At 36.9% G+C, this 24,825-nt stretch carries 19 protein-coding genes, 2 tRNA genes and 1 pseudogene; 15 read left to right on the forward strand and 7 right to left on the reverse strand.

Features of this window, described 5'->3' with window-relative positions; genetic code table 11:
- Window positions 1-8 precede the first annotated feature (8 nt).
- Window positions 9-1,634 (forward strand): hypothetical protein, encoded by a 1,626-nt coding sequence (locus VHP32_00780; protein ID HEX2786414.1) that lies wholly within the window; start codon window positions 9-11, stop codon window positions 1,632-1,634.
- A gap of 103 nt (window positions 1,635-1,737) precedes the next feature.
- Window positions 1,738-2,727 (forward strand): GIY-YIG nuclease family protein, encoded by a 990-nt coding sequence (locus tag VHP32_00785; GenBank protein HEX2786415.1) that lies wholly within the window; start codon window positions 1,738-1,740, stop codon window positions 2,725-2,727.
- Between the two features lie 23 nt (window positions 2,728-2,750).
- Here VHP32_00785 and VHP32_00790 read toward each other — a convergent pair.
- Window positions 2,751-2,891 (reverse strand): annotated as a pseudogene (locus VHP32_00790) (DNA-binding protein).
- A gap of 243 nt (window positions 2,892-3,134) precedes the next feature.
- Complete coding sequence (locus VHP32_00795; GenBank protein ID HEX2786416.1) at window positions 3,135-3,803, reverse strand: NAD(P)-binding domain-containing protein; 669 nt, start codon at window positions 3,801-3,803, stop codon at window positions 3,135-3,137.
- Window positions 3,804-4,275: 472 nt separating this feature from the next.
- On the opposite strand from VHP32_00795, the gene VHP32_00800 reads away from it, so the two are divergent.
- Together VHP32_00800 and VHP32_00805 are read left to right on the forward strand one after the other, a co-directional pair.
- On the forward strand, window positions 4,276-7,836 hold the full coding sequence (locus tag VHP32_00800) for a hypothetical protein (protein HEX2786417.1): 3,561 nt from the start codon (window positions 4,276-4,278) through the stop codon (window positions 7,834-7,836).
- A 211-nt stretch (window positions 7,837-8,047) separates the two neighbouring features.
- Window positions 8,048-8,137 (forward strand) — tRNA-Leu (locus VHP32_00805).
- A gap of 157 nt (window positions 8,138-8,294) precedes the next feature.
- On the opposite strand, the gene VHP32_00810 is transcribed toward VHP32_00805, so the two are convergent.
- From VHP32_00810 to VHP32_00830, 5 genes are all read right to left on the reverse strand, one after another.
- Complete coding sequence (locus tag VHP32_00810; GenBank protein HEX2786418.1) at window positions 8,295-9,125, reverse strand: anti-sigma factor; 831 nt, start codon at window positions 9,123-9,125, stop codon at window positions 8,295-8,297.
- A 66-nt stretch (window positions 9,126-9,191) separates the two neighbouring features.
- Window positions 9,192-9,695 carry a sigma-70 family RNA polymerase sigma factor gene (locus VHP32_00815; protein ID HEX2786419.1) on the reverse strand — a complete coding sequence of 168 codons (504 nt, stop codon included), beginning with the start codon at window positions 9,693-9,695 and terminating at the stop codon, window positions 9,192-9,194.
- Between the two features lie 134 nt (window positions 9,696-9,829).
- Window positions 9,830-11,485 carry a SulP family inorganic anion transporter gene (locus tag VHP32_00820; GenBank protein ID HEX2786420.1) on the reverse strand — a complete coding sequence of 552 codons (1,656 nt, stop codon included), beginning with the start codon at window positions 11,483-11,485 and terminating at the stop codon, window positions 9,830-9,832.
- Between the two features lie 103 nt (window positions 11,486-11,588).
- Window positions 11,589-12,425: an Omp28-related outer membrane protein gene (locus tag VHP32_00825; protein HEX2786421.1), complete on the reverse strand. Its 837-nt coding sequence runs from the start codon at window positions 12,423-12,425 to the stop codon at window positions 11,589-11,591.
- A 15-nt stretch (window positions 12,426-12,440) separates the two neighbouring features.
- Entirely contained in the window at window positions 12,441-13,586 is a 1,146-nt protein-coding gene (locus VHP32_00830) for a crosslink repair DNA glycosylase YcaQ family protein (GenBank protein HEX2786422.1), read from the reverse strand.
- Between the two features lie 111 nt (window positions 13,587-13,697).
- On the opposite strand from VHP32_00830, the gene VHP32_00835 reads away from it, so the two are divergent.
- From VHP32_00835 to VHP32_00885, 11 genes are all read left to right on the forward strand, one after another.
- Window positions 13,698-13,774, forward strand: a tRNA-Val gene (locus tag VHP32_00835).
- A 198-nt stretch (window positions 13,775-13,972) separates the two neighbouring features.
- Window positions 13,973-15,019 carry a branched-chain amino acid ABC transporter permease gene (locus VHP32_00840; protein HEX2786423.1) on the forward strand — a complete coding sequence of 349 codons (1,047 nt, stop codon included), beginning with the start codon at window positions 13,973-13,975 and terminating at the stop codon, window positions 15,017-15,019.
- Window positions 15,020-15,178: 159 nt separating this feature from the next.
- Entirely contained in the window at window positions 15,179-15,943 is a 765-nt protein-coding gene (locus VHP32_00845; protein HEX2786424.1) for an ABC transporter ATP-binding protein, read from the forward strand.
- 44 nt (window positions 15,944-15,987) lie between these two features.
- The gene (locus VHP32_00850; GenBank protein HEX2786425.1) at window positions 15,988-16,371 is read left to right on the forward strand and encodes a four helix bundle protein; all 384 of its coding nucleotides are present in this window, start codon (window positions 15,988-15,990) and stop codon (window positions 16,369-16,371) included.
- 47 nt (window positions 16,372-16,418) lie between these two features.
- Window positions 16,419-17,126, forward strand: coding sequence for an ABC transporter ATP-binding protein (locus tag VHP32_00855; protein HEX2786426.1), 708 nt, complete (start codon window positions 16,419-16,421; stop codon window positions 17,124-17,126).
- A gap of 30 nt (window positions 17,127-17,156) precedes the next feature.
- Window positions 17,157-18,311: a pyridoxal phosphate-dependent aminotransferase gene (locus VHP32_00860; GenBank protein HEX2786427.1), complete on the forward strand. Its 1,155-nt coding sequence runs from the start codon at window positions 17,157-17,159 to the stop codon at window positions 18,309-18,311.
- A 135-nt stretch (window positions 18,312-18,446) separates the two neighbouring features.
- The gene (gene nadB, locus VHP32_00865; GenBank protein HEX2786428.1) at window positions 18,447-20,057 is read left to right on the forward strand and encodes an L-aspartate oxidase; all 1,611 of its coding nucleotides are present in this window, start codon (window positions 18,447-18,449) and stop codon (window positions 20,055-20,057) included.
- Between the two features lie 51 nt (window positions 20,058-20,108).
- Complete coding sequence (locus VHP32_00870) at window positions 20,109-20,507, forward strand: GxxExxY protein (protein HEX2786429.1); 399 nt, start codon at window positions 20,109-20,111, stop codon at window positions 20,505-20,507.
- 62 nt (window positions 20,508-20,569) lie between these two features.
- On the forward strand, window positions 20,570-23,029 hold the full coding sequence (locus VHP32_00875; protein ID HEX2786430.1) for a M1 family metallopeptidase: 2,460 nt from the start codon (window positions 20,570-20,572) through the stop codon (window positions 23,027-23,029).
- Window positions 23,030-23,031: 2 nt separating this feature from the next.
- Entirely contained in the window at window positions 23,032-23,982 is a 951-nt protein-coding gene (locus tag VHP32_00880) for a hypothetical protein (protein ID HEX2786431.1), read from the forward strand.
- Complete coding sequence (locus tag VHP32_00885; protein HEX2786432.1) at window positions 23,979-24,824, forward strand: glycosyltransferase family 2 protein; 846 nt, start codon at window positions 23,979-23,981, stop codon at window positions 24,822-24,824. Before VHP32_00880 ends, VHP32_00885 begins: the two co-directional genes overlap by 4 nt.
- Window position 24,825 lies beyond the last annotated feature (1 nt).

A 24,825-nucleotide genomic window follows, 5' to 3' on the forward strand; every position in this document is an offset into this window, starting at 1 on the left:
AAAAGTTTATGAAAAAAATTCTAATAATAATTTTTCTTTTGTGTTCTGCGTTTGCAAACGCAAATGACAAAATAGTTTTCTTGTTTGATAACTCGGGGAGTATGTCGGGTTATTATAGAGAGGCGAACAGCGCATTTAAATTATTTTCAAAAGCGTTGATAAAGAATTCCGTTAAGCCGGGTGATGAGGCGAGTGTTTTGCTTTTCACAAAGACCGAGCCAAGCAGGGGAATAACTTCGCCGAAAGTTTTATTTGAGGGAGCGGGAAATACGATTGACCTGAATAAAGTCATCGGAGATTTTCAGCTTATGCGCGGAAAAGACGGCGACTTAGGAAGAACAGATTTGATTCAGGCGCTTGATGACGGAATAAAATCGCTCGACGGCGACCGCGGGATTATCTGGCTGCTTACCGACAACATCAATGACGTGAGCGGACAGGGGGATTCAAGTTTTCAAAATACTGTTGAGTTTTATGAGCGTCTCCGCAATGATGCGAACATAAGAAAAATTTTACTTTACCCGATTCCCGAAACAATCACAGAAGAAGGACGGCTCTCGAAAGGATATGTTGTTTATGCGATGGTGTACTCACCAACCGAGCTTACACAGCAGGAATACGATGCTTACGATGCACAGCTTCGGGGGGTCGGCATTCGCCAGAAGCCCATCACGCTTAAGCCGCTCGATATCGGAACGGTTGTTCTTGTTCCGCAAAAAACGCAGAGCAGAATTTCCGAAGGCAAACTTTACTTCGACGGAAAAACTTTGCGCGGGTTCGGCTTCGAAGAGGGGCAGGCATACCAGGAAGTTTTCAATGACCTCACGCTGAAATCGAATTTGTATCCTTATAAAATCAAGAGCGCAAACCTGAATGTAAAGCTCGATGATTTCAAGTCGAGTGATTACTCCGTGAAGTCGCTCGGCACGCAGACAATCACGCCATCGACGGTGAGCAACGTTTCGCCTGAAGGAGAGGTGAAGGGGTTCTCGGTTATTTTTAACCTGCCTGATATCACTCCGAATTTTTCTTTTAACACAATTTTCAAAGAGGACTTTACAATCGGCGGGAATTTAATTCTCGACGTTACGAATACCGACATTGCGCTCGATGAGCAGTACATAAGCCAGTTCAATGAGCTGTTTGCGCTGCAGTCGGTGCCGCAGATTTTCAGACCCGTGCTGAAAGATAAAAAAATCTCGACGCAGATTCCGCTTGAGATAAAAATGAAATACGGTCCGTGGAGATTATTTATTTTAATCGGGCTGATTGCCGTGGCGGTGCTTATTTTTGTCGGGCTGATTTACCTGCTGCTGAAAAAAACCTGTTTTGAACTGCGGCTGAACAATGAAGAGCCAAGCTCGGTGTGCGTGAGTGCTATTGGTTCTTACTCGGTAAGTTACGGCTACTCGCAGGAGCTCGGAAAAATCAAGAAGCCGCTTTTCGGCGGATTGAGATTTCAGTATTCGAAATTCACTTCATCACCCGGCAGAAGCACGGGGCTGGTCGAGGGACTGCCAATCGAAATCGAATACACAGACGAAGAAATGCACGTGCAGAAAGTCATCATGACAATCGAATTCACCGCCGGAAAGCGGGTGGAAGAGAGTAGTGGAAACGGGGAGATGCATTGAGGGATTTTTGTTATTTCTAATCTACGGTTATCTTGGACTTGTTTATTTTTCATATTTATTTTAAAAACTTAATTTACTAGATTTATTTGCCTAAATCACATAAATGTCGGAATTCGGAAAAAGTATAAGAATTTATTTAAAGGATGGAACTGTTACTGGTATAAAAGTTGGAGAAGTTGTAAATCAAACAATTAAATCAATTTCTTGTCCACGATTAAAGATAAGTGAATTAACAGATCAACCTGATGTTAAAAGACCTGGCATATACTTTTTATTCGGTCAAGACGAAGAAACTAGCGAACCTAAAGTCTATATTGGTGAGGCTGAAAATGTTTTTGAACGACTTCAAGAACACATTTTAAAAAAAGATTTTTGGAACGAAGTAATTTTTATTGTTAGTAAGGACGAAAATTTGACTAAATCCCATGTTAAATATCTTGAAAGCCGAGTTATTGAATTATCATTTAAAATAAAACGTTATAAAGTAGATAATAATAATCATTCTACCGCTCCATTGTTACCATTACCTGATAAAGATGCAATGGAAGAATTTTTAATTTATCTTAAGTTATTACTTGGAGTATTGGGTCACAAACTTTTAGAGGAAATTAACCCAACTAAAGTTGTAGAAAAAACGTTTGATAAAGTTGAATATAACGAATACAATTCAAGCGACAGTAGGGAACTCTTCTTATCTGTGTCGGGGCTTACCGCAAAAGCACTTCAAACAGATGAAGGAATAGTAGTGTTAAAAGGTTCGGAGGCAACTCAAAACATCCAAGGATTACAAAAAGGATATAAAGAGGATAGAGAACGACTCATTGAAAACGGCCGATTAAAATTAATAAATGATAAATATATTTTTCAAGAAGATACTATTTTTAAATCTCCATCCGCGGCAGCTGCAATTATTGTGGGATATAGCATTAATGGTCGTAAACACTGGAAAGACAAGAATGGTAAATCATTAAATGAGATTGAAAATGAAAGTGTGCCATCAGTAAATTCATTATTGCGAGATATATTTAAAATAGAAAACAAAAGTGTTGGCTCTGAAACAAATTCAGAAGGACACTCCCCGTCATTTCGTTGATACCCCTTTCATAAAGAGGAAATTTATGATACCTTCTTCTTCAACAACTTAAAGGCGTGGTTCCATTGATTTTTTACGATGCCGGGGATGCACCATAGCATCGCGAGCGGCTCAATTGCGCGGGCGCCTTCGGCTTTGCCCATATCCTCGACTTCCCATCCGAACATCAATTGTCATTCCGTGCTTGACACGGAATCTAGGCTAGATGTTTCTAGAATCTTGATACAGTTGTTTAATATAAAATAATAGAGGAGTTACTTCAGAAAAAATATTTGAGTGATATGCTGACTAACTTTTGAATCATTTTTGCCTGGATTCCAGCCTTCGCTGGAATGACATTAGTGGAGTTTTATAAAATTAATCTGTGATAATTTGTGTTAATTCGTGGTAAGGTTTTTAAAAACTCCTCACTCCACCTTCTTCTTAAGCAACTTAAACGCGTGGTTCCATTGATTCTTTACGATGCCGGGGATGCACCATAGCATCGCGAGTGGTTCGATTGCACGCGCGCCTTCCGCTTTGCCCATATCCTCGACTTCCCATCCGAACTTTTCGAGAACTTCCGTTACTTTCTGTTTTGCTTCGTCGCTGTCGCCTGCAATGAACATCGTCGGCTTGCCGTCTTCGAAATCGGGGTTGACCATAAAAGCGTTTCCGACACAGCTGAACGCCTTCACAAACTTTGCTTCGGGATATGCGCGCTGAAGCTTTTCCATGTGAGAGAAGTTGAGCTCGGTGAAAAATTTGATGACACCGTTGACGGGCTGTTCATCGGCAATCGGGTTTGTGGTATCGATGATGATTTTTCCCTGAAGGTCGCGGTCATCTATGACGCCGAGAACGTTTTCGGCAGCGCTGCCTTTGACTGCAAGCACGAGTATGTCGCCGAACTTTCCCGCTTCCTTGAACGTGCCTGCTTTGTTGCCTGCCTCAGTCCAGTTTTTGAGCTTGTCAACGTAGCGCGTTCCCATCATCACGTCGTAGCCGTGCTTTTTGAATCCCTCCGCGAGAGTTTTTGCAACAACACCGGAGCCGAGTACGCCGATTTTTTTGATTTCTTTTTGTTTGGTTTGCATGGAGTTGTTTCTATTGCTTATTGTTATTAACAATGAAAGTTGGATAAATATTCCAAGAGTGTGAAAAGGCAAAAGTAAAAAAGCAAAAATGTCCTCCTCCTAAATCCTCCTCCAAAGGAGGACTTACACACCCCGTCAGCTTCGCTGCCACCCCTCTCAAAAGGGGAATTTTATTTTCAAATTTTCTAAAGAACTTATTTGGCTTTTATGGAGTAAATAATCATTATAAATTAATTCTCAATTAAATAAATTCTAACTTATATATGCAAATTTAGACCGTTTTTTAAGAAATTTAGAAGTAATTTAGAGTTTCAACGCTGATTTTATAAGATAGTTATGATAAACGCTGAGAAAACTTGAAACATGACGTTGACCCTGAAACAAGTTCAGGGTGACAAATTTTTTAAAACGGTTATATTTGATATATAAGCTCAGAAAAATATTTTGCTTCCTATTACTCACATGTATATATGTGAGTATCTTTCATTTATCTTCACAGGCACAAGACAATCCTCTCAATAATCCTAATGCCAAGATAGATATTTTTCAGGTGAGTGCGACCGATACGGTTGTGAAGACGGGTGCAAAGTTTATTATTCAGTATTCGGAAATTCTTACGCTTGATTTCGGTGATGCGCCGGTTCATAAAAACATTAAACTTTCTCCCGCGAGTGATTACAAGATAAATTATAAAAATGGCGAGATTACTTTGAGTGATGATATTTTTTCAAAGTATGAGCTCGATACAAACCGCATTTATGATTTGAGTGTTGAGTATGATTTGTTTCCATATACTTTCAGGGATGAGTACTCGAATTTTGAAATCATAACCGAGCGCGATACGATTACGGGTGACACGATTGAAATAGCAACACAGAGAAAAGATTTTATTGAAAATATTTTTGAAGGAACACAGCTTGAAAAATCAGGAAGCATTTTCCGCGGATTTAATTTTGGTTCTAACCGGGATTTGTCGCTGAACTCGGGTTTCAGATTGCAATTGAATGGAAAAATTTCGAATGACATTGAAATCACTGCCGCGCTTACCGATGAAAGCACACCGATTCAGCCGGAAGGCAATACGCAAAAGCTTCAGGAGCTTGATAAAGTTTTCATTGAGCTGCGAAGCAATAATGTTACGACGACCATCGGTGACATCGAGCTGGATTTTGTGAACTCGGAGTTTGTGAAGTTTCAAAGAAAGATTCAGGGAGCGAAGGGATACGGCGAGTTTGGTTTTGGTGATTTGGTTTTGTCGGGTGCGGTGCAGAGAGGGAAGTTCAATTCAAATTCTTTCAACGGCATCGACGGTGTGCAGGGACCATATAAGCTGACGGGAACGGAAAACGAAGTGAACATTCTTGTGCTTTCGGGAACGGAGCGGGTTTATATCGATGGAATTTTGATGACGCGCGGTGAGAATGAAGATTATGTTATTGATTATGGAATCGGTGCGGTGACTTTTAAGAATCGCAGAATCATTACATCGAATACGAGGATAGTTGTGGACTTTGAATATTCCGACAGAAGATACTCGCGGACTTTGCTTGCGGGAAAAAACGGCTTAAAGTTTTTTGGTAACAAATTAAATTTTTCGGTCGCGTATGTGAGGGACTTTGATGATCAGGATAAGACGATTGATTTCAGCCTGAGCGAGCAGGATAAACAAATTCTTGCAAATGCGGGAGCCGACAGGTTTAAAGCGGTGAAGTCGGGAGTAACTTTTGTCGGGTTGGATACGCTGAACAATATTGGGAATGGCGCATATGCACGTGTCCTCCCCCCAACCCCCTCCAAAGGGGGAGATACCATATATGTGTTTACTCCGGGGACGGACTCTGCGCAGTATAATGTAACATTTACTTTTGTTGGTGCGGGGCGGGGTAGCTACACGCAAATCAGTTCGCTTGAATACAGATATGTCGGGCGTGACAGCGGGAATTATGCTCCGATTATTTTGCTGCCCATGCCGACAGCGTTTCAGGTTGTGAATGCAGGGCTGGATTTTTCTCCCGATAAAAATGGAGATTTTAACATAAGAGTTGAGTCAGCGTATTCGTATTTTGATGCAAATAAATTTTCGGGAATTGCCGACAGTAAATACGGAGGTCTTGCGTTGCTCGGGATTGTAAATTATAAAAAAGATAAGCTAAATTTTCTTGGAATGGAGCTAAACAATTTTAATTTTACATACAAGGAACGACTGGTTAACAAAAATTTTGCTTCGCTTGACAGAATTAGCAGTGTTGAGTTCGAGCGAAACTTTGACGTGAACGACTCTACGCATCAAACGGAAAACTTCAGAGAAGGAAATTTATTTTTTGCTCCGGGGAAATATTTAGGATTTAATTATAACTTCGGTCAATTGCTGAGAGGAGAGATTTTTAACTCGGTCAGAAATATCGGTGAAGCATTTTTACTGGGGGATTCGTTAAATCTGCCGACGATGAAATACCGTGTTGATTACTTAAACAGTAGAAATGATTTGGCAACATCGCGAGGCAACTGGATTAAACATTATGGTGAAGCTGGATATAAAAAATATTTTAATGCAAGTGAAGAGGATATTTATTTTAACACTCAGCCATATCTTGATATGAAATTTATTTTCAATGCTGAGTCGAAGAGAAATAATTTTACTGCAAACGCTCTCGACACATTGCAAATATCAAGCTTTGCTTTCAGTGAGTATATCCCGACTATTGCTGTGAGAAATATTTATAACTTCGATGTTTTTGCGCAGTATAATTACCGCAGGGACGAAACCGTTAATCAGGGTTTTCTTGATTTTTTTTCGAATACATACATTCAGAAATACGGACTCATATATAGAGGGATAAGCTTTGTAACTGCGGGATTCGATATTGGCTTCCGTGATAAAGAATTTTCTCAGTTTGCAACACAATTAGGAAACGTGGATAATAAATCTGTGCTTGTGAATTCACAAATCAGAATTGACCCGTTGACAACCGGATTGGTAACGGATTTATTTTATAATGTTTCAAGCGACAGAACGGCAAAAATAGAACGGCAGTTTGTGAAAGTTCCTGTCGGTGAGGGAAATTATATTTATCTTGGTGATATTAATAATAACGGCATACTCGATGAGTTTGATTTTCAGCTTGTGAATTTCGGCGGTGATTATGTGAGGTTGAACATTCCTACAAATGAATTTTTCCCGACGGTGAATTTGAGAACATCTGCGAAAATTACATTTAAGCCGGACAGATTTTTAAATTTACAGAATAATAACTTTTTAAGTACTATAATAAAAAACATTACAGCAGAATCATTTTATCGTATCGATGAAAACAGTACTGATCCGAACACAAACAATATTTATTTTCTGCACTTCGATAGTTTTTTAAATGAGCAAAATACATTACAGGGTTTACAGTTGTTCCAGCAGGATGTGAACTTGTTTGAGAATAATGCAGACTACTCTGCGAGATTCAGATTTATTCAGACTCGCGGGTTCAGCCAGTACAGCAGCGGGAATGAGAGGTTGTTGAACATTCAGCGTTCACTTAGATTGAAAGTCGGTTTATCAACCGATATCGGAATGCAGGTTGATTACCTGAACAAAACCGATAGAAACATTGCGCCGGTTGGTTCGATAAGAAACAGAAATATTTCATCTGATGGAATTACTTTTGATTTTGCTTACAGACCTCTGCCTCAAATCGAAAGCGGGTTCTTAATTAATTTTACCAAAGCAACTGATTTTTATCCTGCAACTCCGACTGATGCAGATATCAATCAGCAGATTTTCAGGTTCATATATTCATTTGCGACAATCGGCAGAGTGCGCGTTGAGATTGAACGCGATGATATTATTATGAATGAAAACCTTTTGACGTTTCCTTATGAGCTGACAAACGGCAGAGTGAACGGCAAGAGTTATTTCTGGAGAGGAATTTTTGATTACAGCTTAAGTAAAAATATTCAGGCATCGGTGAATTACGACGGACGCCTTGAAGGTTCAAAGAGAGTTATTCACACAGGAAGAGCGCAGGTGACGGCGTTTTTTTGAATTAATTTTCCTTTTATATCCTACATTCCCATATATTTTGAAAATACATTAAATTATTTAAAAAATAGAAATGTCAATAGTGAAATTTGCATTTTACCCTTTGCATTTAAAAAACAGTTGTGTTAATTTTGATATAACAAAAGTTCTTTAAAAATTTTTTGTTAAATAGACTTCGAGATATGTATTGTTTCGATTGGATATTAAGAAGTCTGGCGAGATGGTCGAGTGGTTGAAGACAACAGACTTAAAATCTGTAAGTGCCTACTAGCATTCGTGGGTTCGAATCCCACTCTCGCCTCCAACCATTAGTTATCATCAGCTCAGCCAGACTTCTTAATAGTTACTTTTACATAACTATCAGTTAATAATATATAATAAATTTTTATATAAAAAAAATATATTTTTAATATATATCAAAAATATATCTTTTTTATATCTTTTTGGTATTAAAAGGTTATCTACTTGCTTCCCATTGCGCCCATGACGTACATCTGATCGAGGGTTGGATTGACGGAGCCGCCTTTTGGTTCGAGAGTGATTGCAAACGCTTCTGCTTCGCGAATGACTTTCATTTTATGGAGACCGGCTGCCTCGGACGGCATTTCAATCATACCTGCATCGACAGGTTTTCCGCCTGCAATTGCCCAGAGCTGATATTGCTTATCAGGAGGAGGAAGTGGCATATTCATAACGTCGAGATAAACTTCTTTGTTTTGTTTGTTCCATACAACCATTGCGCGCGAGTCAGGTGACATTTGTGTTCCTTTCAAATCAACAATCATAGATGACGTATCTGTGAACATTGCCATATCGGTGTTTTTCTTATTCAAGGTTTTCTGAAGCATTTCGTTGTCCTGCGCCATAATAAGTTTCTCAGCATTTAATCGTGTGACTTCATCTTTTGATTCATTGTAATTGCTCCACAAAATAAAATTAATCACAGCACTGATAATAAACATAGCCAGACATGCAGCGAAAGCACCTTTATAATATGTATATGAATATTGCCGGACATTTTTTCCGCCGGTTTTAATGTTGAAATCAGTTGAGGGAGGAACAGTCTGTTCTTTATATATTTTTGCTTTTAGATTCTCAATCGTATTTACAGGAGGAGGTGTTGCCTGAGAAGCATTATAAGTATTAACGGCATTAATAATGTTTTCAATCTCCCGGTTTATTTCAGGATATTGTTGTGCCATTAAATCTACTTCACGGTTTTCTTCAGGGGACAGCATTCCCGCGACGTATAATTCAAGTATTCCGGATTCTATGTATTCTTTAATGTTCAAATATATTTTAACTAATAATCTTTTAGTTTGTTACCGGGATTCCCGCCTTCGCGGGAATGACTTCAACTAAATTAAATTTTCTTCTTTCATTAATTCTCTAAGCTTAATCATAGCCGAGCGTATTCGTGTTTTGACCGTTCCTAATGACATGCCTAATTGTTCGGAGATTTCTTTCTGGGTGAAGCCCTGAAAGTAGGAAAGGTCAATTAAAATTCTTTGTTCTTCCTTAAGCTTTTCCAAATATTTATTAACTCCTTCAAGCTCAATTGCCTTATGGTCTTCTTCTCCGGGTTCATTATAAGATACGTCATTTATGTAGTCGAGGGATTTGTAAGTATTCTTTTTATAATCCTTGGAACGCAGCGTATCTATTGATAAATTTCGCGCAATTCCAATTAACCAGGTATATAAACGCCCCTTTGAGCTATCATAAGTTGCGATATTATTCCACACTTTTAAGAAGACATCCTGAATCAGTTCCTCGGCAATCTCGCGCGAATTAACAATTTTCACGATAACAGCAAAAACAGCTTTGGAATAATTATTATATAAAATTTCCAAAGCATTCACGTCCCTGTTTTTGAGGGAAAGGATTAGATAGTCTTCCGTAATATTTGAGGAGTTTGGATTCAAGCAAATAATTATACAATAATAAAATGTATAATAAAATTATAAATTAGATACATATGAAACATCGTAAAAAACTAAATTGCGATTTTTAAAATTTTGCGCGCTCTGGTGAGAGCATCGTCAATATCACCACAAATGTTCTCCCTGCCTATTTTATCAATTAAGCCGGATTTCTCCGCAGCAAATAATGGTTGAGTATGAAGCGCCGACAATATAAGCACGATATTATGCTTTTTACAGTCATCATAAAAATCTTCAATTGTATTGAGACCGGTTGAATCAATTGCCGGAACGTTTCTTAATCTCATTATCATAACTTTTACATTTTCATTTACTATTCTCGAAGCTTCCTTGAACTTGCTTGCTGCGCCGAAGAAGAATGGACCGTTAACTTCATATATTATTACACCGTCAGGAATATTCAGATTAGAATTTTCCATAGTTTCAACCGCATCACCTTCATCAAATTCTCTTTTTATTATTCCAATATTCGTTACCTGTGCCATGCGATTCATGAAAAGCAGTGCTGAAAGAATCATTCCGACTTCAATTGCAATTGTTAAATCGAACAAGACTGTTAATGTAAAAGTAGTTATCAGAACTGCAACGTCGCTTTTCGGCATTTTGAGTTGAGCAATGAACTCGCGCCATTCTGACATATTGTAAGCAACAATGACAAGTATGGATGCAAGAACACACAGAGGTATCATTCCCGCATATTGTCCGAAGAAAATCATTATAAGAAGCAAAGTAATGGAATGAACAATTCCTGCTACCGGTGTCCTTCCGCCGTTTTTGATGTTGGTCACCGTTCTTGCAATCGCTCCTGTTGCGGGGATGCCACCGAATAAGGGAGTAACAAGATTCGCTGCACCGTTTGCAACCAGCTCCATATTAGAGCGGTGCCTTCCGCCAATCATTCCATCGGCAACGACTGCAGATAATAAAGTTTCTATTGCCGCAAGAAGAGCAATTGTAAAAGAAGGACCAATTAAATTATAAATTTTATCATACGTAATTCCCGGCACTGAAGGAGAAGGGAATGTATTGGCAATAACTCCGAATTTCGAGCTGATAGTTTCAACATTAAGATTGAAAAAATAAGCAACGGCAGTCCCTAATACTAATGCAATTATAGTAGCAGGGATTTTTTTTGTAAATCTTGGCAAAACCGTTATCATTAAAATACTTCCTGTTGAAAGCAAAACCGTCGGTAAATTAAATGAAAGAATATTCTCAAAATAAACAGGGATCTTTTCTAATAATTCTGATGGAAGCTCGGCTATCTGCAAACCGAGTAAATCTTTTATCTGTGTAAAAAAAATTATGACTGCAATGCCTGATGTGAAACCGGTGATTATCGGAAGCGGAATGAATTTTATCAGTGTGCCAAGCTTAAGGAAACCCATAAGAATCAAAATTATTCCCGATAAAATTGTAGCAATCATAAGACCATCCAAGCCGTATTTCTGAACGATTCCAAAAACAATAACGATGAATGCTCCTGTGGGTCCGCCGATTTGTACTTTGCTTCCTCCTAATGATGAGATAATAAATCCTGCTATTATTGCGGTAATTATTCCTTTTTCCGGTGAGACCCCGGAGGCAATTCCAAAAGCAATCGCAAGCGGCAGAGCAACAATGCCGACAATTAATCCCGCAAAAACATCTTTATAAAATTGTTGTTTGGTGTAAGATTTAAGAGTAGTGTAAAGTTTCGGGACGAGCAAATGAGTAAAATTTAACGATGAGAATGAGTTGTATATAAATATACAATAATTGGAATGATAATTAAATTATAAAAATATACTCTTAAAGCACGACACAACTATATCAGGGATTAATCAATTTTGCTTTCTCTACTCCATAAACCTGCAGAGTTTTTTTATTCTGAACAAAGGCAATGACATAAGCGTTGTTCTCGTTTATGACGGGGTCGAGAGAGAAACCAAATTCATAAAAAGAATTTTTGTTGACCTCAAGAGTTATGTGCTGTCCGTCAGGTGAGGGTTTTATAAAACGAAGCACGTCATAAAAAACATTTTCACCGTTTGGGGCTGAATAAGAAATGGGAGATTCCGTAAGCATAACAAATAATATTAAACTATCAGATGCATTAAGTTCAAAATTCGAAACTTTCAAATTAACTGTTCCTGTTCTTGCAGTGGAATCATATGTTTTTGAAATTGCCAATGAGAGAGGATTTTCCGAAATAAGAGATTGATTTATTTGAGTTGTCCATCCGGCATTGTTAAAGACGCCCATGAAAGTGCCGCCGAGATATGCTTTAGGGTTTGCCGTCCCCGCATTATAAACACTTTGTCTTGCAAAATTATCAGTCGGATTAAAATCATAAAACGGGTCGTTCGGATATAATGTTGTATGGTACCGTATTATTATTACAGATGAATCATCAGTCGTAATGCCGCTTCCGGTTTCAACTGCAGTACAGTATTCATTTGCGGGAGGACAAACCGTGCATCGCGTGTTTGTGAACATCTCAATAAGCTTGTTGTTGTTTCTCGGAAGCAAATCATTAGTTGTAACAGGGTTATTATTGTTGCAGCTAATAAAAGCAAAAGAAGAAAGTATAAGGAAAAGTATTAAAATTGATTTTGCCAGGTTCATTGCAGGTGGTTTAACAATATTAAATACTGTTTTTTGTTTCAAAGTTCCTATGCCGGTTTATAAGGGGTTTTCATTGTTTTCACAGCCTGCAAATCTTGCAAGAGCGCTTAATTTTTTATTAAATTTTTTTTTGAACCTTTCTGTAAACTTAAATGTATCTTCCCAAAAATAATTTATTATTCTGAAAGAATTTTTTTGCCTGTCAGCTTTTGCATCGAGACGCCCGATGAATTTATCTTTATAGAAAATCGGGAGAACATAATATCCATACTTTCTTTTAGGGGCAGGGACATAGCATTCAATTGTGTAGTCAAAGTTAAATAAAGTATTCAAACGTTTTCGTTGAATTATAAGGTTATCGAATGGGGATAAAATATGAAGAACATCTTTAGATAATATTTTATCTATGCTTTTAAGGGTTTTTTCAGTAGTATAATAATTTTCTTTTTCAATTTCTTTTATTCTTAGCGGAATTATTTTTTTTGATTCTAATAAGTTATTCAAAACTGACTTTGTTGTTTGTTGGTGATGCCTGCGCAGATATGTAATTTCTTTTTCAGAGACAAAACCGTTTGCATTGATTGCTTTCATTATGAGATGCTCCGAGTATTCAGCTTCAGATGGAAGTATTGTGTTTATTTTTTGTGTAAGCACGCGTTCAGGTATATCATAAACTTTCTGAAAATTTTTTCTTTCTCGAATTACAAGCTCACCGCTGTGAAATAAAAACTCGAGAGCGTCTTTCGTTGGTTTCCAATCCCACCAGCCCGCGGACTTGCGTGGCGGATGCTCAAAATCGCGCGATTGCAATGCTCCTTCGTTTTTTATTCTATCATATACGTAATTCAAAATCTTGCGGTTTTTCTTAGCCCAGTCTTTATATTTTTCTTTGTAAGCATTTTTTCTGTGGAGTGAAAACCTGAAATCTCTCATCGGCAGATATGCGGCGGCATGCGACCAGTATTCAAAAACTTTTTTGTTTTTTACAAGCTCATCGAGCATCGATTTTTGATAACCGGGAAATCTTGTCCACAGAACATGATGATGCGCGCGCTCGACAATTGAAATCGTATCAATCTGAACATAACCAATTTGCTCGATTATTTTTAATAAATCATTTTTTGTTCTTGGAAGGTGAGTATGATAAAGCTTTTGATTGAGCAAAGCAAGATAACGGGCTTCTTTAAGAGAGATAATTTGCATACTCATTCAATATAAATGAATAAAATAATTTATACTATAAATTTTTATGGTATGTAATTATTAATCCATGAATTGAAATTTTTCTCTAAATAAGCTATTTTTGTTATTCAAGGGCGATTAGCTCAATTGGCTAGAGCACCTCGCTTACACCGAGGGGGTTATAGGTTCGAGTCCTTTATCGCCCACCACATCCTCAATTTATAAAGTAATAAAGCTGAGCATTGCGAAGTCCCGACTTGTCGGGATTATAAGTTTTAAGGAATATCTTAATCAACTTTTATTGATATATTGATATTAAGTCCATTATACCTACCTAAAATAATTCATTTTTTTCCGTTATTTTACACCTTTATAAAATTTTGTAACAACTTCGAAATTTCTTTTAAATGAAAAGTAAGCTACTGTTTCTTGTTACCATACTTGTCCTGTTTGGGTTGAATTTTTTTAAGGACTCTATGGATGCTTACTACTACCAGATTTTAATTTTCATCGGCATAAACATAATCCTCGCCACAAGCTTAAATTTAATCAACGGTTTTACGGGACAGTTCTCGCTCGGGCATGCGGGATTCATGGCAATCGGTGCCTATGTGTCTGCAGCAATCGGTGCATACTTCGGACCGTTTTTTATGAACACGTTCGGAACAAGCTTTCCCGGAAATGCAATTGCTTTTTTAATTCTGTTGATAATCGGAGGAATATCTGCAGCCATTGTGGGTTTAATTGTCGGTGTGCCGTCATTGAGGTTAAAAGGTGATTATCTTGCACTTGTAACGTTGGGTTTTGGTGAAATCATACGCGTTATAATTCAGGGTATGGATGTTGTTGGCGCGTCGCAGGGATTCAGAGGAGTTTACATTTACAGCAATGGCGTGAAAAGTTTAGAAATGCTTCCTGATGAACCGGGAGTAACTTTTACTTTTTATGGCTTAGAAAAATACACTGATTTTTTCTGGGTATTTGGAATTGCAGCATTGACGATATATGTGATTTATAATCTGATTAATTCGACATACGGACGCGGATTTATTGCAGTCAAAGACGATGAAATTGCTGCCGAAGCAATGGGTATTAATACCACTAAATATAAAGTTGTTGCATTTGTTACGGGTGCTTTTTTTGCGGGACTTGCGGGTGTGCTTTACGCGCATTATGCGCAATATATAAATCCCGAAGATTTTAATTTCATACGTTCGATTGAAATAGTCGTGATGGTAATTCTCGGAGGAATGGGAAGCATATTTGGTGTTATACTTGCGGCAATTATATTGACGATATTACCTGAACTGTTGCGCGGAGTATCGGAATACAGAATGGTGATTTATTCGTTACTGTTAATCATAATGATGTTAACACGTCCGCAAGGATTGTTCGGAATGAAAATTCCGAAGTTTTCATTTAAGAAGAAAGAGAAGGTTGATGTAAATGGGTGATTTTGCCACGAAGAGCACAAAGAAGCACAAAGAAAAATTTCTTAACACAAAAATACGAAAGCACAAAAACACAAAGAAAAGATTTAAAAAATCTGTGCTAATTTGTGTTAATCTGTGGTTAGTTTTTTAATTTATTAAGATAATTCGTAGTTAAAAAAAATGTCTGATAAGATTCTTGAAATAAAAGATGTTACGATGCGTTTCGGCGGACTAACCTGTGTGGATAAATTGAACACACACGTCGGTACGAATGAACTCATTGGAATGATTGGTCCGAACGGAGCAGGAAAGACTACAGTGTTTAATATTATCACGGGTGTTTATGACCCAACCGAGGGCGATGTATTGTTTGAAGGGAAAAGTCTTGTTCCTTATAAACCGTATCAGGTATCGGATTTAGGAATAAGCAGGACATTTCAGAACATAAGATTGTTTCCGTCATTGAGTGTGCGTGATAATGTTAGAGTATCATTTGGCAAGAGCATTAAGAACGGATTTTTTTCCTCCATTACTCAAATGCCGGGATTTACTAAAGAAGAAAAAGAGCTTGAAGATAAAATAACCGAACTGCTGGAGATGTTTGATTTGCTTCATGATGAAAATGAGCTTGCAACCTCGCTTCCTTATGGTGAACAAAGAAAATTAGAAATTGTCAGAGCGCTCGGAACGTCTCCGAAACTTTTACTTCTCGATGAACCGGCGGCGGGAATGAACCCTACAGAAAAAATTGATTTAATGAGATTGATTAAAGACGTGCAGAGCAAGTTCAATATTTCGATTTTACTAATTGAGCACGACATGAGTGTCGTTATGGGAATTTGTGAAAGAATTTTTGTTCTTGATTACGGAAAAAAAATCGCAGAAGGTCTGCCGGTTGAAATTCAAAATAATCCGAAAGTAATTGAAGCATATCTAGGTGAATGATTTCGGATTTGGGATTTTTGATTTCGGATTTAAAAACTTAAATAATGACATCGACTGAACTCAAACAAAGAACTAAAAAGTTTGCAATTAGAGTTATTGAGTTTGTAGATAATTTGCCAAAAAGGAAAAAATTTGATGTTATTGCATATCAAATATTACGTTCTTCAACTTCTATTGGAGCAAATTACCGAGCTGCATGCAGAGCACGCTCGAAAGCAGAATTTCTTGCTAAATTGGGAATAGTTGAAGAAGAAGCGGATGAAACGATTTATTGGTTAGAATTAATTAAGGAGATATTAGGCAAAAATAATGATAAAATTCAAAATGAAGAATTGGATTTATTGCTCAAAGAAGCTGATGAATTAACAGCAATATTTACAAAAGCTGCGAAAACTATGAAAATGCAAATCCGAAATGCGAAATCATAAATCCGAAATTGGATAGATAAATTAAAACTATAATAATTTATAGCTGAATGCTTAAAATAGAGGGGTTGAGTGTAAATTACGGTGCGATAAAGGCGGTGCGCGGCATCAATATTGAGGTTAAGGAGAAATCCATTGTTACTCTGATTGGTGCTAACGGTGCCGGAAAGACAACGACTTTACGTACAATTTCAGGATTGATAAAGCCTGCTTCAGGTAAAATTACTTTTGAAGGGCAGGACATTACGAATATGACTCCAGATAAAATTGTTCAAATGGGAATTTGCCAATCGCCTGAGGGAAGATTGATTTTCTCGAATCTTACCGTGAAAGAAAATCTTGAGATGGGTGCTTTTACAAGAAAAGACAAAGAGAATATTAAGTATGATTTGGAGTTTGTGTTTGCATTTTTCCCGAGATTGAAGGAAAGAATTAACCAGCTTGGCGGAACGCTCAGCGGCGGTGAACAGCAGATGCTTGCAATTGCAAGGTCGCTAATGTCGAAGCCAAAGTTGTTGCTTCTTGATGAACCGTCACTTGGTATAGCTCCTTTGCTTGTGAAGACGATTTTTGAAAAGATTGTTGCCTTGAATAAAACTTCGGGAATAACAATTCTCCTTGTAGAGCAAAATGCAAATCTTGCATTGCATAATTCAGATTATGGATATGTTCTTGAAACGGGAGAAATAACACTCGAAGGACCTGCAAAAGAGCTTGCAGAAAATGAAGAGGTAAAAAAAGCTTACCTCGGTAAATAATTTTACAAACCTGATAAACTTTAAAACTATATGAGATTAGCAAACCGTATGAACAAGCTTGGCACCGAGACGGCGTTTGAGGTGCTTGCAAAAGCTAAGAAGTTAGAAGCTGAAGGAAAAAACATTATTCACCTGGAAATTGGTCAGCCGGATTTTCCGACACCTGATAATATCTGTGATGCCGCAATTAAAGCAATCGAAAACGGCGAGCATGGATATACTCCTTCTGCAGGTATAGGTGAATTACGGGAATCCATTGCGAGATATATAAGCGGTACAAGAAATATCGATGTAAGTCCTGATGAAGTTGTGTTCACTCCGGGTGCTAAGCCGATTATGTTTTATACAATGCTTGCATTGATTGATGAAGGTGATGAAGTTATTTATCCTAATCCGGGATTTCCGATTTATGAATCTATGATTAAGTATGTCGGAGGAACTGCAGTGCCTCTGCGTTTGAGAGAAGAGATGAATTTTTCTTTTAATGTAGATGACCTTACAAAATTAATTACCAAAAAAACCAAGCTTATAGTTTTAAACACTCCGCAGAATCCGACAGGCGGTATTGTTCCGAAAGAAACAATTTTGAAAGTTGCTGATGCAATTAAAAATACAGACATAATGGTTTTGAGTGATGAAATTTACAGCAGGTTGATTTTCAACGGAGAGCATTTCAGCATTGCATCAATTCCGGGATTCAAAGACAGGACAATTATACTCGACGGATTTTCAAAAACGTATGCAATGACCGGCTGGAGAGCAGGGTATGGAGTTATGAACAAAGAGCTTGCGGAACAATTTTCAAAATTAATGACTAACAGCAACTCATGCGTGAATCTTCCTACACAGCGCGCTTGCATTGAAGCATACGAAGGTCCGCAGGATGCAGTTGAAGTTATGAAAGATGAATTCATTGCAAGAAGGGATATCATCGTTGAAGGTTTGAATTCAATAAAAGGTTTTAAATGCAACATTCCTGACGGAGCGTTTTATGCTTTCCCGAACATCACAGGAACAGGATACAAGTCACGTGAACTCACCGACCATTTATTATACAATGCAGGGGTCGCAGCGTTATCAGGAACTGCATTTGGTGAATTCGGAGAAGGATATTTAAGATTTTCTTATGCAAACTCACGTGAAAACATTCGCGAGGCGATTAAGAGAATAAAAGAGGTTTTATAATCATATCATTTTGTAGAGACGCAAAATTTTGCGTCTCTACTTACTTTCCAAATTAAAATTTCTTCCAAACAATTACGTTTATAAATACATTAAATAAATGTAATTTCTTATTGATTCTCATAATTTATTGAACATTTGAAGACTGATTTTCTTATAATCGGGAGCGGAATTGCAGGTTTATCGCTTGCGCTGAAACTAAGCAAACTCGGCAAAGTTGTAATTGTTACGAAAAAGCAAAAGGCGGAATCGAATACGAATTATGCGCAGGGTGGAATTGCAGCGGTGCTTTCAGAGGACGATGATTTTGCTTTGCACATAAAAGATACACTTGAGTGCGGGGCGGGGCTTTGTGATTTGCAAGCGGTCAAAAAAATTGTGACAGAAGGTCCCGGAAAAATTGCTGAGCTTGTCGACATCGGCGTTGAGTTCACAAAAAAAGGCGGCGAGCTTGAGCTTGGAAGAGAAGGGGGACATTCAAAAAACAGGATTGTCCACTCAAAGGATTTGACGGGCAAAGAAGTTGAAAGAGCTTTGCTCAAAAAAATTTCCGAAACTCCAAACATTGAAATATTTGAATATTATTTTGCGATAGATTTTCTCACGAATAAAAATTTTGTGAATCACGATGATGCAAAGAAAAATAAATGTTACGGTGTTTATGTTTTCAATGTTGAGACGAATAAAATAGAAAAAATAATTTCAGGTTGGACAATTATTGCAAGCGGAGGACTTGGGCAGGTATATCAACATACATCTAACCCACCCATTGCGACGGGTGATGGAATTGCGATGGGATACAGAGCGGGATGTGAAATTGCAAATCTGGAGTTCATTCAGTTTCATCCGACGACTTTGTATGAACATCCCGACGTAAAATCGGATTATGTTTTTTTAATTACGGAAGCTGTCCGAGGTGCGGGAGCGATTTTGAGAAACATGACCGGTGAAGATTTTATGAAGGAGTATGACAGCCGGGGGTCACTTGCACCGAGAGATATTGTTGCAAGAAGCATCGACAACGAAATGAAAAAATCGGGTGATATGTTTGTTTATCTCGATATAAATCCGATTGGTTTGGAAAAATTTAAGGAAGAGTTTCCTAATATTTATCAAGTTTGCATTAGCAAAGGAATTGATTTGTCAAACGGGTTGATTCCCGTTGTTCCGGGAGCGCATTATTCCTGCGGTGGGATTGTAACTGACTTAAACGGAAGGACTAACATAAAAAATCTATATGCATGCGGAGAGGTTGCTATGACGGGAGTGCATGGGGCAAACCGTTTGGCATCAAACTCGCTTCTTGAAGCAATGGTTTTTGCAAATGCAATCGCTGAAGATTTGAATGAAATTTTCGCGAGCGGAAAAGGAAAGAAACAGGATGTTCAGGAAGAAATGATTCTTGATTGGGATGATGAAGGCACTGAAAACGCTGAAGAATGGATTTTGCTTTCACATGATAAAAATGAAATTAAGAACGTAATGAGTGATTATGTCGGTATCGTTAGAAACATTTACCGTCTTGAACGTGCGAAACGAAGAATCGACATGATGAAAGATGAAATTTTTGAGTTTTATAAAAAAACAAAGGTGACAGTTGAGCTGTTAGAATTGAGAAATCTTGTGACGGTGGCTTATTTGATTATAAAGTCGGCTATGAAAAGAAAAGAATCACGCGGGTTGCATTATATGACGGATTATCCTGTAAGAGATAAAAAATTTTTAAAAGATACAGTAATTGTGAAATGATTTTAACACAAAAGCACTAAAACACAAAATTATAAAATCAAAAAATAAACAGTGTTCACAGATGAGTATAAAAACGAGTGCAATCTATTATCTAACAAAATAATAGGGCTAGCAATTGAAGTGCATAAAGAATTGGGTGCAGGATTGTTGGAAAGCATTTATGAAGAATGCATGTGTTTTGAGTTAAGTAAAGCAGGTATAAAATTTCAAAGACAAAATCCTTTGCAAATAAAATATAAAGGAAATTTATTAGATAATGTTTTGAGGACTGATTTAATCATATCGGATAGTGTAGTTGTAGAGATTAAGGCGGTTGAAAGTTTATCCAATCTTCATAAATCTCAATTAAAAACATATTTAAAATTAACAAATAAGTGGTTGGGTTTATTGGTAAATTTTAATTGTCCATTTTTGGATAAAGAAAATATTAAAAGAGTGGTGCTTGGTTGAAAAAAGTTTTGTGGTTTAGTGTTTTTGTGTTAAATTTTTTGAAAAATATTAAATTATATTTTATGAAAGCAATTTCCCTTAAACTTTTGTGGTTTTGTGGTTTTTGTGTTTGTAATTTTTTATTTAATAGTAATGTCAAGGCGCAGACTGTTCCTGAGCCCGAGCGAGTGCGGACTTATGACGTTCTGCATTATAACATTAACGTTATTCCCGATATTGCGCAGAAAAAAATTACAGGAACGGTGATAGGGCAGATTGTTCCATTAAGCAATAATTTTGATATTCTTGAGCTTGACGCGGTTGCCTTTAAGGTGTTCAGCGTTAAGATTAACGGAGCAGAAGTGAGTAGCTATACAAACACAGGCAAGAAAATAGAGATAATGCTGGATAAAGTTTATAATACGAACGATACCATTATTTATGAAATTTCTTATGAATGTTTTCCTCAGAGAGGATTTTATTTTGTTCATCCGACTGAGTTAGACCCTTCGCATCCTTATCAATTCTGGACGCAGGGAGAGGGTGAAGATAACAAACACTGGATTCCGATTTATGATTACCCGAATGACAAGTCAACTTCGGAAATTTATGTAACAGTTGACAGAAATTATAAAACCATTTCAAACGGTTATCTGGCTGATTCTGTATTTGTTGAATATACAGGGAAAAGAATTGACCATTGGGTTATGGATAAGCCCCATGTAAGCTATTTAATAATGCTTGGTGGTGGAGACTATCATATATTTGAAGAAAATTTTGAAAATCTGCCGGTTCAATCTTACATAGATCCGAAAAAAATTGCGGACGGTGAATATTCCTTCAGAAGAACTGACGATATGATTGGATTGTTTAATAATAAATTCGGCGTATGGTATCCGTGGGCAAATTATAAACAAGTAGTAGTAAAAGATTTTACTTATGGAGGAATGGAAAATACAACTGCAACGGTGCTGAACGAACGCGCATATTTTGACCAGCATGTCGAAGACCATTATACATCGGAGCCGCTTATTGCGCATGAGCTCGGACATCAATGGTGGGGTGATTTGATTACATGCAAAAACTGGAGTGAGCTCTGGCTTAATGAAAGCTTTGCTACATATTCAGATGACTTGTGGAACCTGCACGTGAATGGCAAAGATGAATATGATTACGGCATAATGAAAAACGGAGATGCGTTTTTCAGAGCTGAGAAAAGATTGGGAAGATACAGCATCTGGGCAGGCAGGGGAAGCGTAACGGCAAACAATTATGATAAAGGAGCTGTAACATTAAACATGATGCGAGATGTTGTCGGTGATTCGTTATTCTTTATGAGCTTGCAGACATTTTTATTAGACAATGCATTTAAGACTGTTGAGACACAGGATTTAGTAAATTCATTTAATAAAATTGCAAGTGCAAGTAATGTAAGAGGGATGAATGATTTCAAATGGATGTTCGACCAATGGATTTGGCAGGCAGGTTATCCTGAGTTTGATGTTTCTTATACGTATGATGAAAATTTAAGACAGTTAAAATATAAAGTTAAGCAAACTCAAAAAATTGATTCGCTTACTCCTGTTTTTATGATGCCGTTGAAAATTTTAATTAAGAGCGAATCCGGTGAGCAAATAGAGGAAATTTTTGTGAAAGATGCAGATGAAGAATTTATTTTTACGCTTGTCGATAGGCCGCAGTATATAGTTTTTAATCATGAAAATACTTATTTGACGAAAACGAATTACAAGCGTTCACATTCCGAGGCATATGAACAGGCGTTAAAAAATTCTTATGCGATAAACAGGATTATGGCAATAAGAGAGATAAAGAATTTTGAGTATGACAAAATAATTCCTGAGATTATGAACACGGTTCTGCTGAACGGCAATTTCTGGGGTGAAAGATATGAAGCTGCAATGACTTTGTCAAAGTTCGATAAAAAGCGTGTGAGAGAAGTTTTGCGAGAAGCATATTTTAAAAATGAACACCCTAAAGTTAAGAGGGGAATTATAGAAGCACTTGGAATAATCGGAAACGATGAAGATAAAAATTTCATAAATAATATTCTAAAAGCTGAAGAAGATAATTATATTATTGCCGAAGCTTTGAAAGCGGGGTGGAGAATTTATCCGCGAGATGAATATATAAATTTACTTGTTAGCTTTAAAGATACAGAGTCTCACAGGCAGGTTGTGAAGAGTGCTGTAATTGATGGGTTGGACTCTCTTAGTAAGGTTAAACCCGATGATAAAATTAAAGCTGCACTTATAAGCATTGCATTTGGAAAAGACATCGAAGGAAGAGCTCGTGCAAAAGCGGTTGACGTATTAAGATTTTATGCAACTGACCAGGAAGTTAAGTCACTTGCTAAAAAATATCTTGATTGGAATTTCAGAGTTATGGAAGAAAGCTTGATTCAGCTTCTCGGAAGAAGTGAAGATAAATCAGTGATAGCGCTTCTGAAAGAACATGATGCTAAAACAACAGATGATGCGCTGAAAAAAGAAATTGATAAGGCAATTAAGAAGTTAGAAAAATAGATTTGAAAAGAATTATAGTTATCATATTGGTATTATTAATTTCCTCTTGCTCAAAAAACAAGCAGAGTGATATTGAAATAAATGACAATTCTGAAAAAAGCATTGGTACGATTGCATCCGGTGGAATGGAATTTACGGTTAAGTATACTAAACCGAGAGGAATATACAAAATTGAAAACCATGATTTGAATAATGACGGCAAAGATGAAGTGATTGTGCTTAGCGTTAACCAGGCAGATTCGATTAAAGAGCATTTTGATTTTTATAATTTTGATTTGATTCAGATATTTTCTTTTGATAGCGCAATGAAGAGCTTCAAAAAAATTCTTTCGGACACGGTTGATTATGCAACTGAATGCAAGTCCATCGATTTGCAAAAAAATCATAAGCCGCAGATTTTAATTAACACAAATTATGGAGGTAATGACGTAATTATTTCAAAGGGAATGTTTGTATATAATATGATTAGCAATGACTCGGTTGCTCTCGTGAAATATATTGATGCCGGAAATCCCGAACTTGTTGATTTGAATGCCGACAGCAATAAGGAATTAATTGTATATGATGAGTTCTGGGGAGTGATGACTCAGGCAGATGTGATTTATTACATAAGAGATATATTGAAGTTTAACGGAAACGGTTTTGACAGGGTTAACAAAGATTATCAGAATTTTTATAACAAAATAATCGATTCTGCGAAGGCACAATATCAAATGCAGAAAGAGAAATTTTCGAAAAACGAGAAGATAAAACCGTCTGAATATCCTTTCTATAGACCAATTATTGAAATGTCGGTTAATGCAATTGCATCGGGCAATGTAGATGCAGTAAGACAATTCTGGTATGCTGAAAAAGATTTTTTACATCTTCATTTGGGTGAAGAACAATACACGGATATTTTGAATTTTTTTAATAAATATATTTTAAACGGAAGTCCCATAGCTTATAGATGATATCGATAATAATAGTAACGTGGAACAGCGAGCATGAAATTCACAGATGCCTTGGTTCAATATATGGGACAGGTTTGGAAAATGAATTGGAAGTAATTGTAGTAGATAACAATTCGGCTGATAATACTGCCGCCATTATTCAGAATAATTTTCCGGAAGTAAAGCTTATAAAGAATTATAATAATTTTGGATTTACGATTGCGTGCAACCAAGGCATTAAAGCTTCGAAAGAAAAATATATTTTATTTTTGAATCCTGATACAGAGTTGAACAAAGATTCACTTGTTCGATTAAAAGACTATTTAGACGAGAATGCAGGAGTCGGGGCTGTTGCTCCGCAATTATTGAACGATAATGGAAGTATTCAATATTCATGCAGGACTTTTCCCAGATATTGGGATATGTTTTGCGAACTAAAGCTGCTCAGTACAATTTTCCCGAAAAGCAAAACGTTTGCGAGATGGAAGATGAGGTATTTTAATCATAATGAGCTTAAAGAAGTTGACCAGCCGATGGCTGCGGCATTGATGATAAGAAAAAATGTTTTAGATAAAGTTGATAATATGGATGAAAGGTTTCAGATGTTTTTTAATGATGTTGATTTATGTAAAAAAATTAAGGATAATAATTATAAAATAATTTTTAATCCACATGCGAAAGTTAAACACGCAAAGGGAATCAGCATATATAAAGACAGAGCAAGAATGATTGAAGTCTGGAATAACGATTGCATAAAATATTTTGAAAAATATTACAACTCACCTGTAAAATCAGGGCTTTTAAAATTAGGTTTAAGGTTAAGCGGATTTTTCAGAACTTTGTTTATAAAAAATAAAAATTAAC

The sequence above is a fragment of the Ignavibacteria bacterium genome, assembly GCA_036262055.1.
Taxonomy (GTDB): domain Bacteria; phylum Bacteroidota; class Ignavibacteria; order Tepidaquicellales; family Tepidaquicellaceae; genus DATAJP01.

Bases quoted from the DNA above. Each gene is read 5' to 3' on its own strand.
- VHP32_00860 (HEX2786427.1), top strand. From the start codon at position 17,157: ATGAGATTAGCAAACCGTATGAACAAGCTTGGCACCGAGACGGCGTTT.
- VHP32_00875 (HEX2786430.1), top strand. From the start codon at position 20,570: ATGAAAGCAATTTCCCTTAAACTTTTGTGGTTTTGTGGTTTTTGTGTT.
- VHP32_00830 (HEX2786422.1), bottom strand. From the start codon at position 13,586: ATGCAAATTATCTCTCTTAAAGAAGCCCGTTATCTTGCTTTGCTCAAT.
- VHP32_00785 (HEX2786415.1), top strand. From the start codon at position 1,738: ATGTCGGAATTCGGAAAAAGTATAAGAATTTATTTAAAGGATGGAACT.
- VHP32_00840 (HEX2786423.1), top strand. From the start codon at position 13,973: ATGAAAAGTAAGCTACTGTTTCTTGTTACCATACTTGTCCTGTTTGGG.
- VHP32_00795 (HEX2786416.1), bottom strand. From the start codon at position 3,803: ATGCAAACCAAACAAAAAGAAATCAAAAAAATCGGCGTACTCGGCTCC.
- VHP32_00855 (HEX2786426.1), top strand. From the start codon at position 16,419: ATGCTTAAAATAGAGGGGTTGAGTGTAAATTACGGTGCGATAAAGGCG.
- VHP32_00845 (HEX2786424.1), top strand. From the start codon at position 15,179: ATGTCTGATAAGATTCTTGAAATAAAAGATGTTACGATGCGTTTCGGC.
- VHP32_00780 (HEX2786414.1), top strand. From the start codon at position 9: ATGAAAAAAATTCTAATAATAATTTTTCTTTTGTGTTCTGCGTTTGCA.
- VHP32_00850 (HEX2786425.1), top strand. From the start codon at position 15,988: ATGACATCGACTGAACTCAAACAAAGAACTAAAAAGTTTGCAATTAGA.
- VHP32_00885 (HEX2786432.1), top strand. From the start codon at position 23,979: ATGATATCGATAATAATAGTAACGTGGAACAGCGAGCATGAAATTCAC.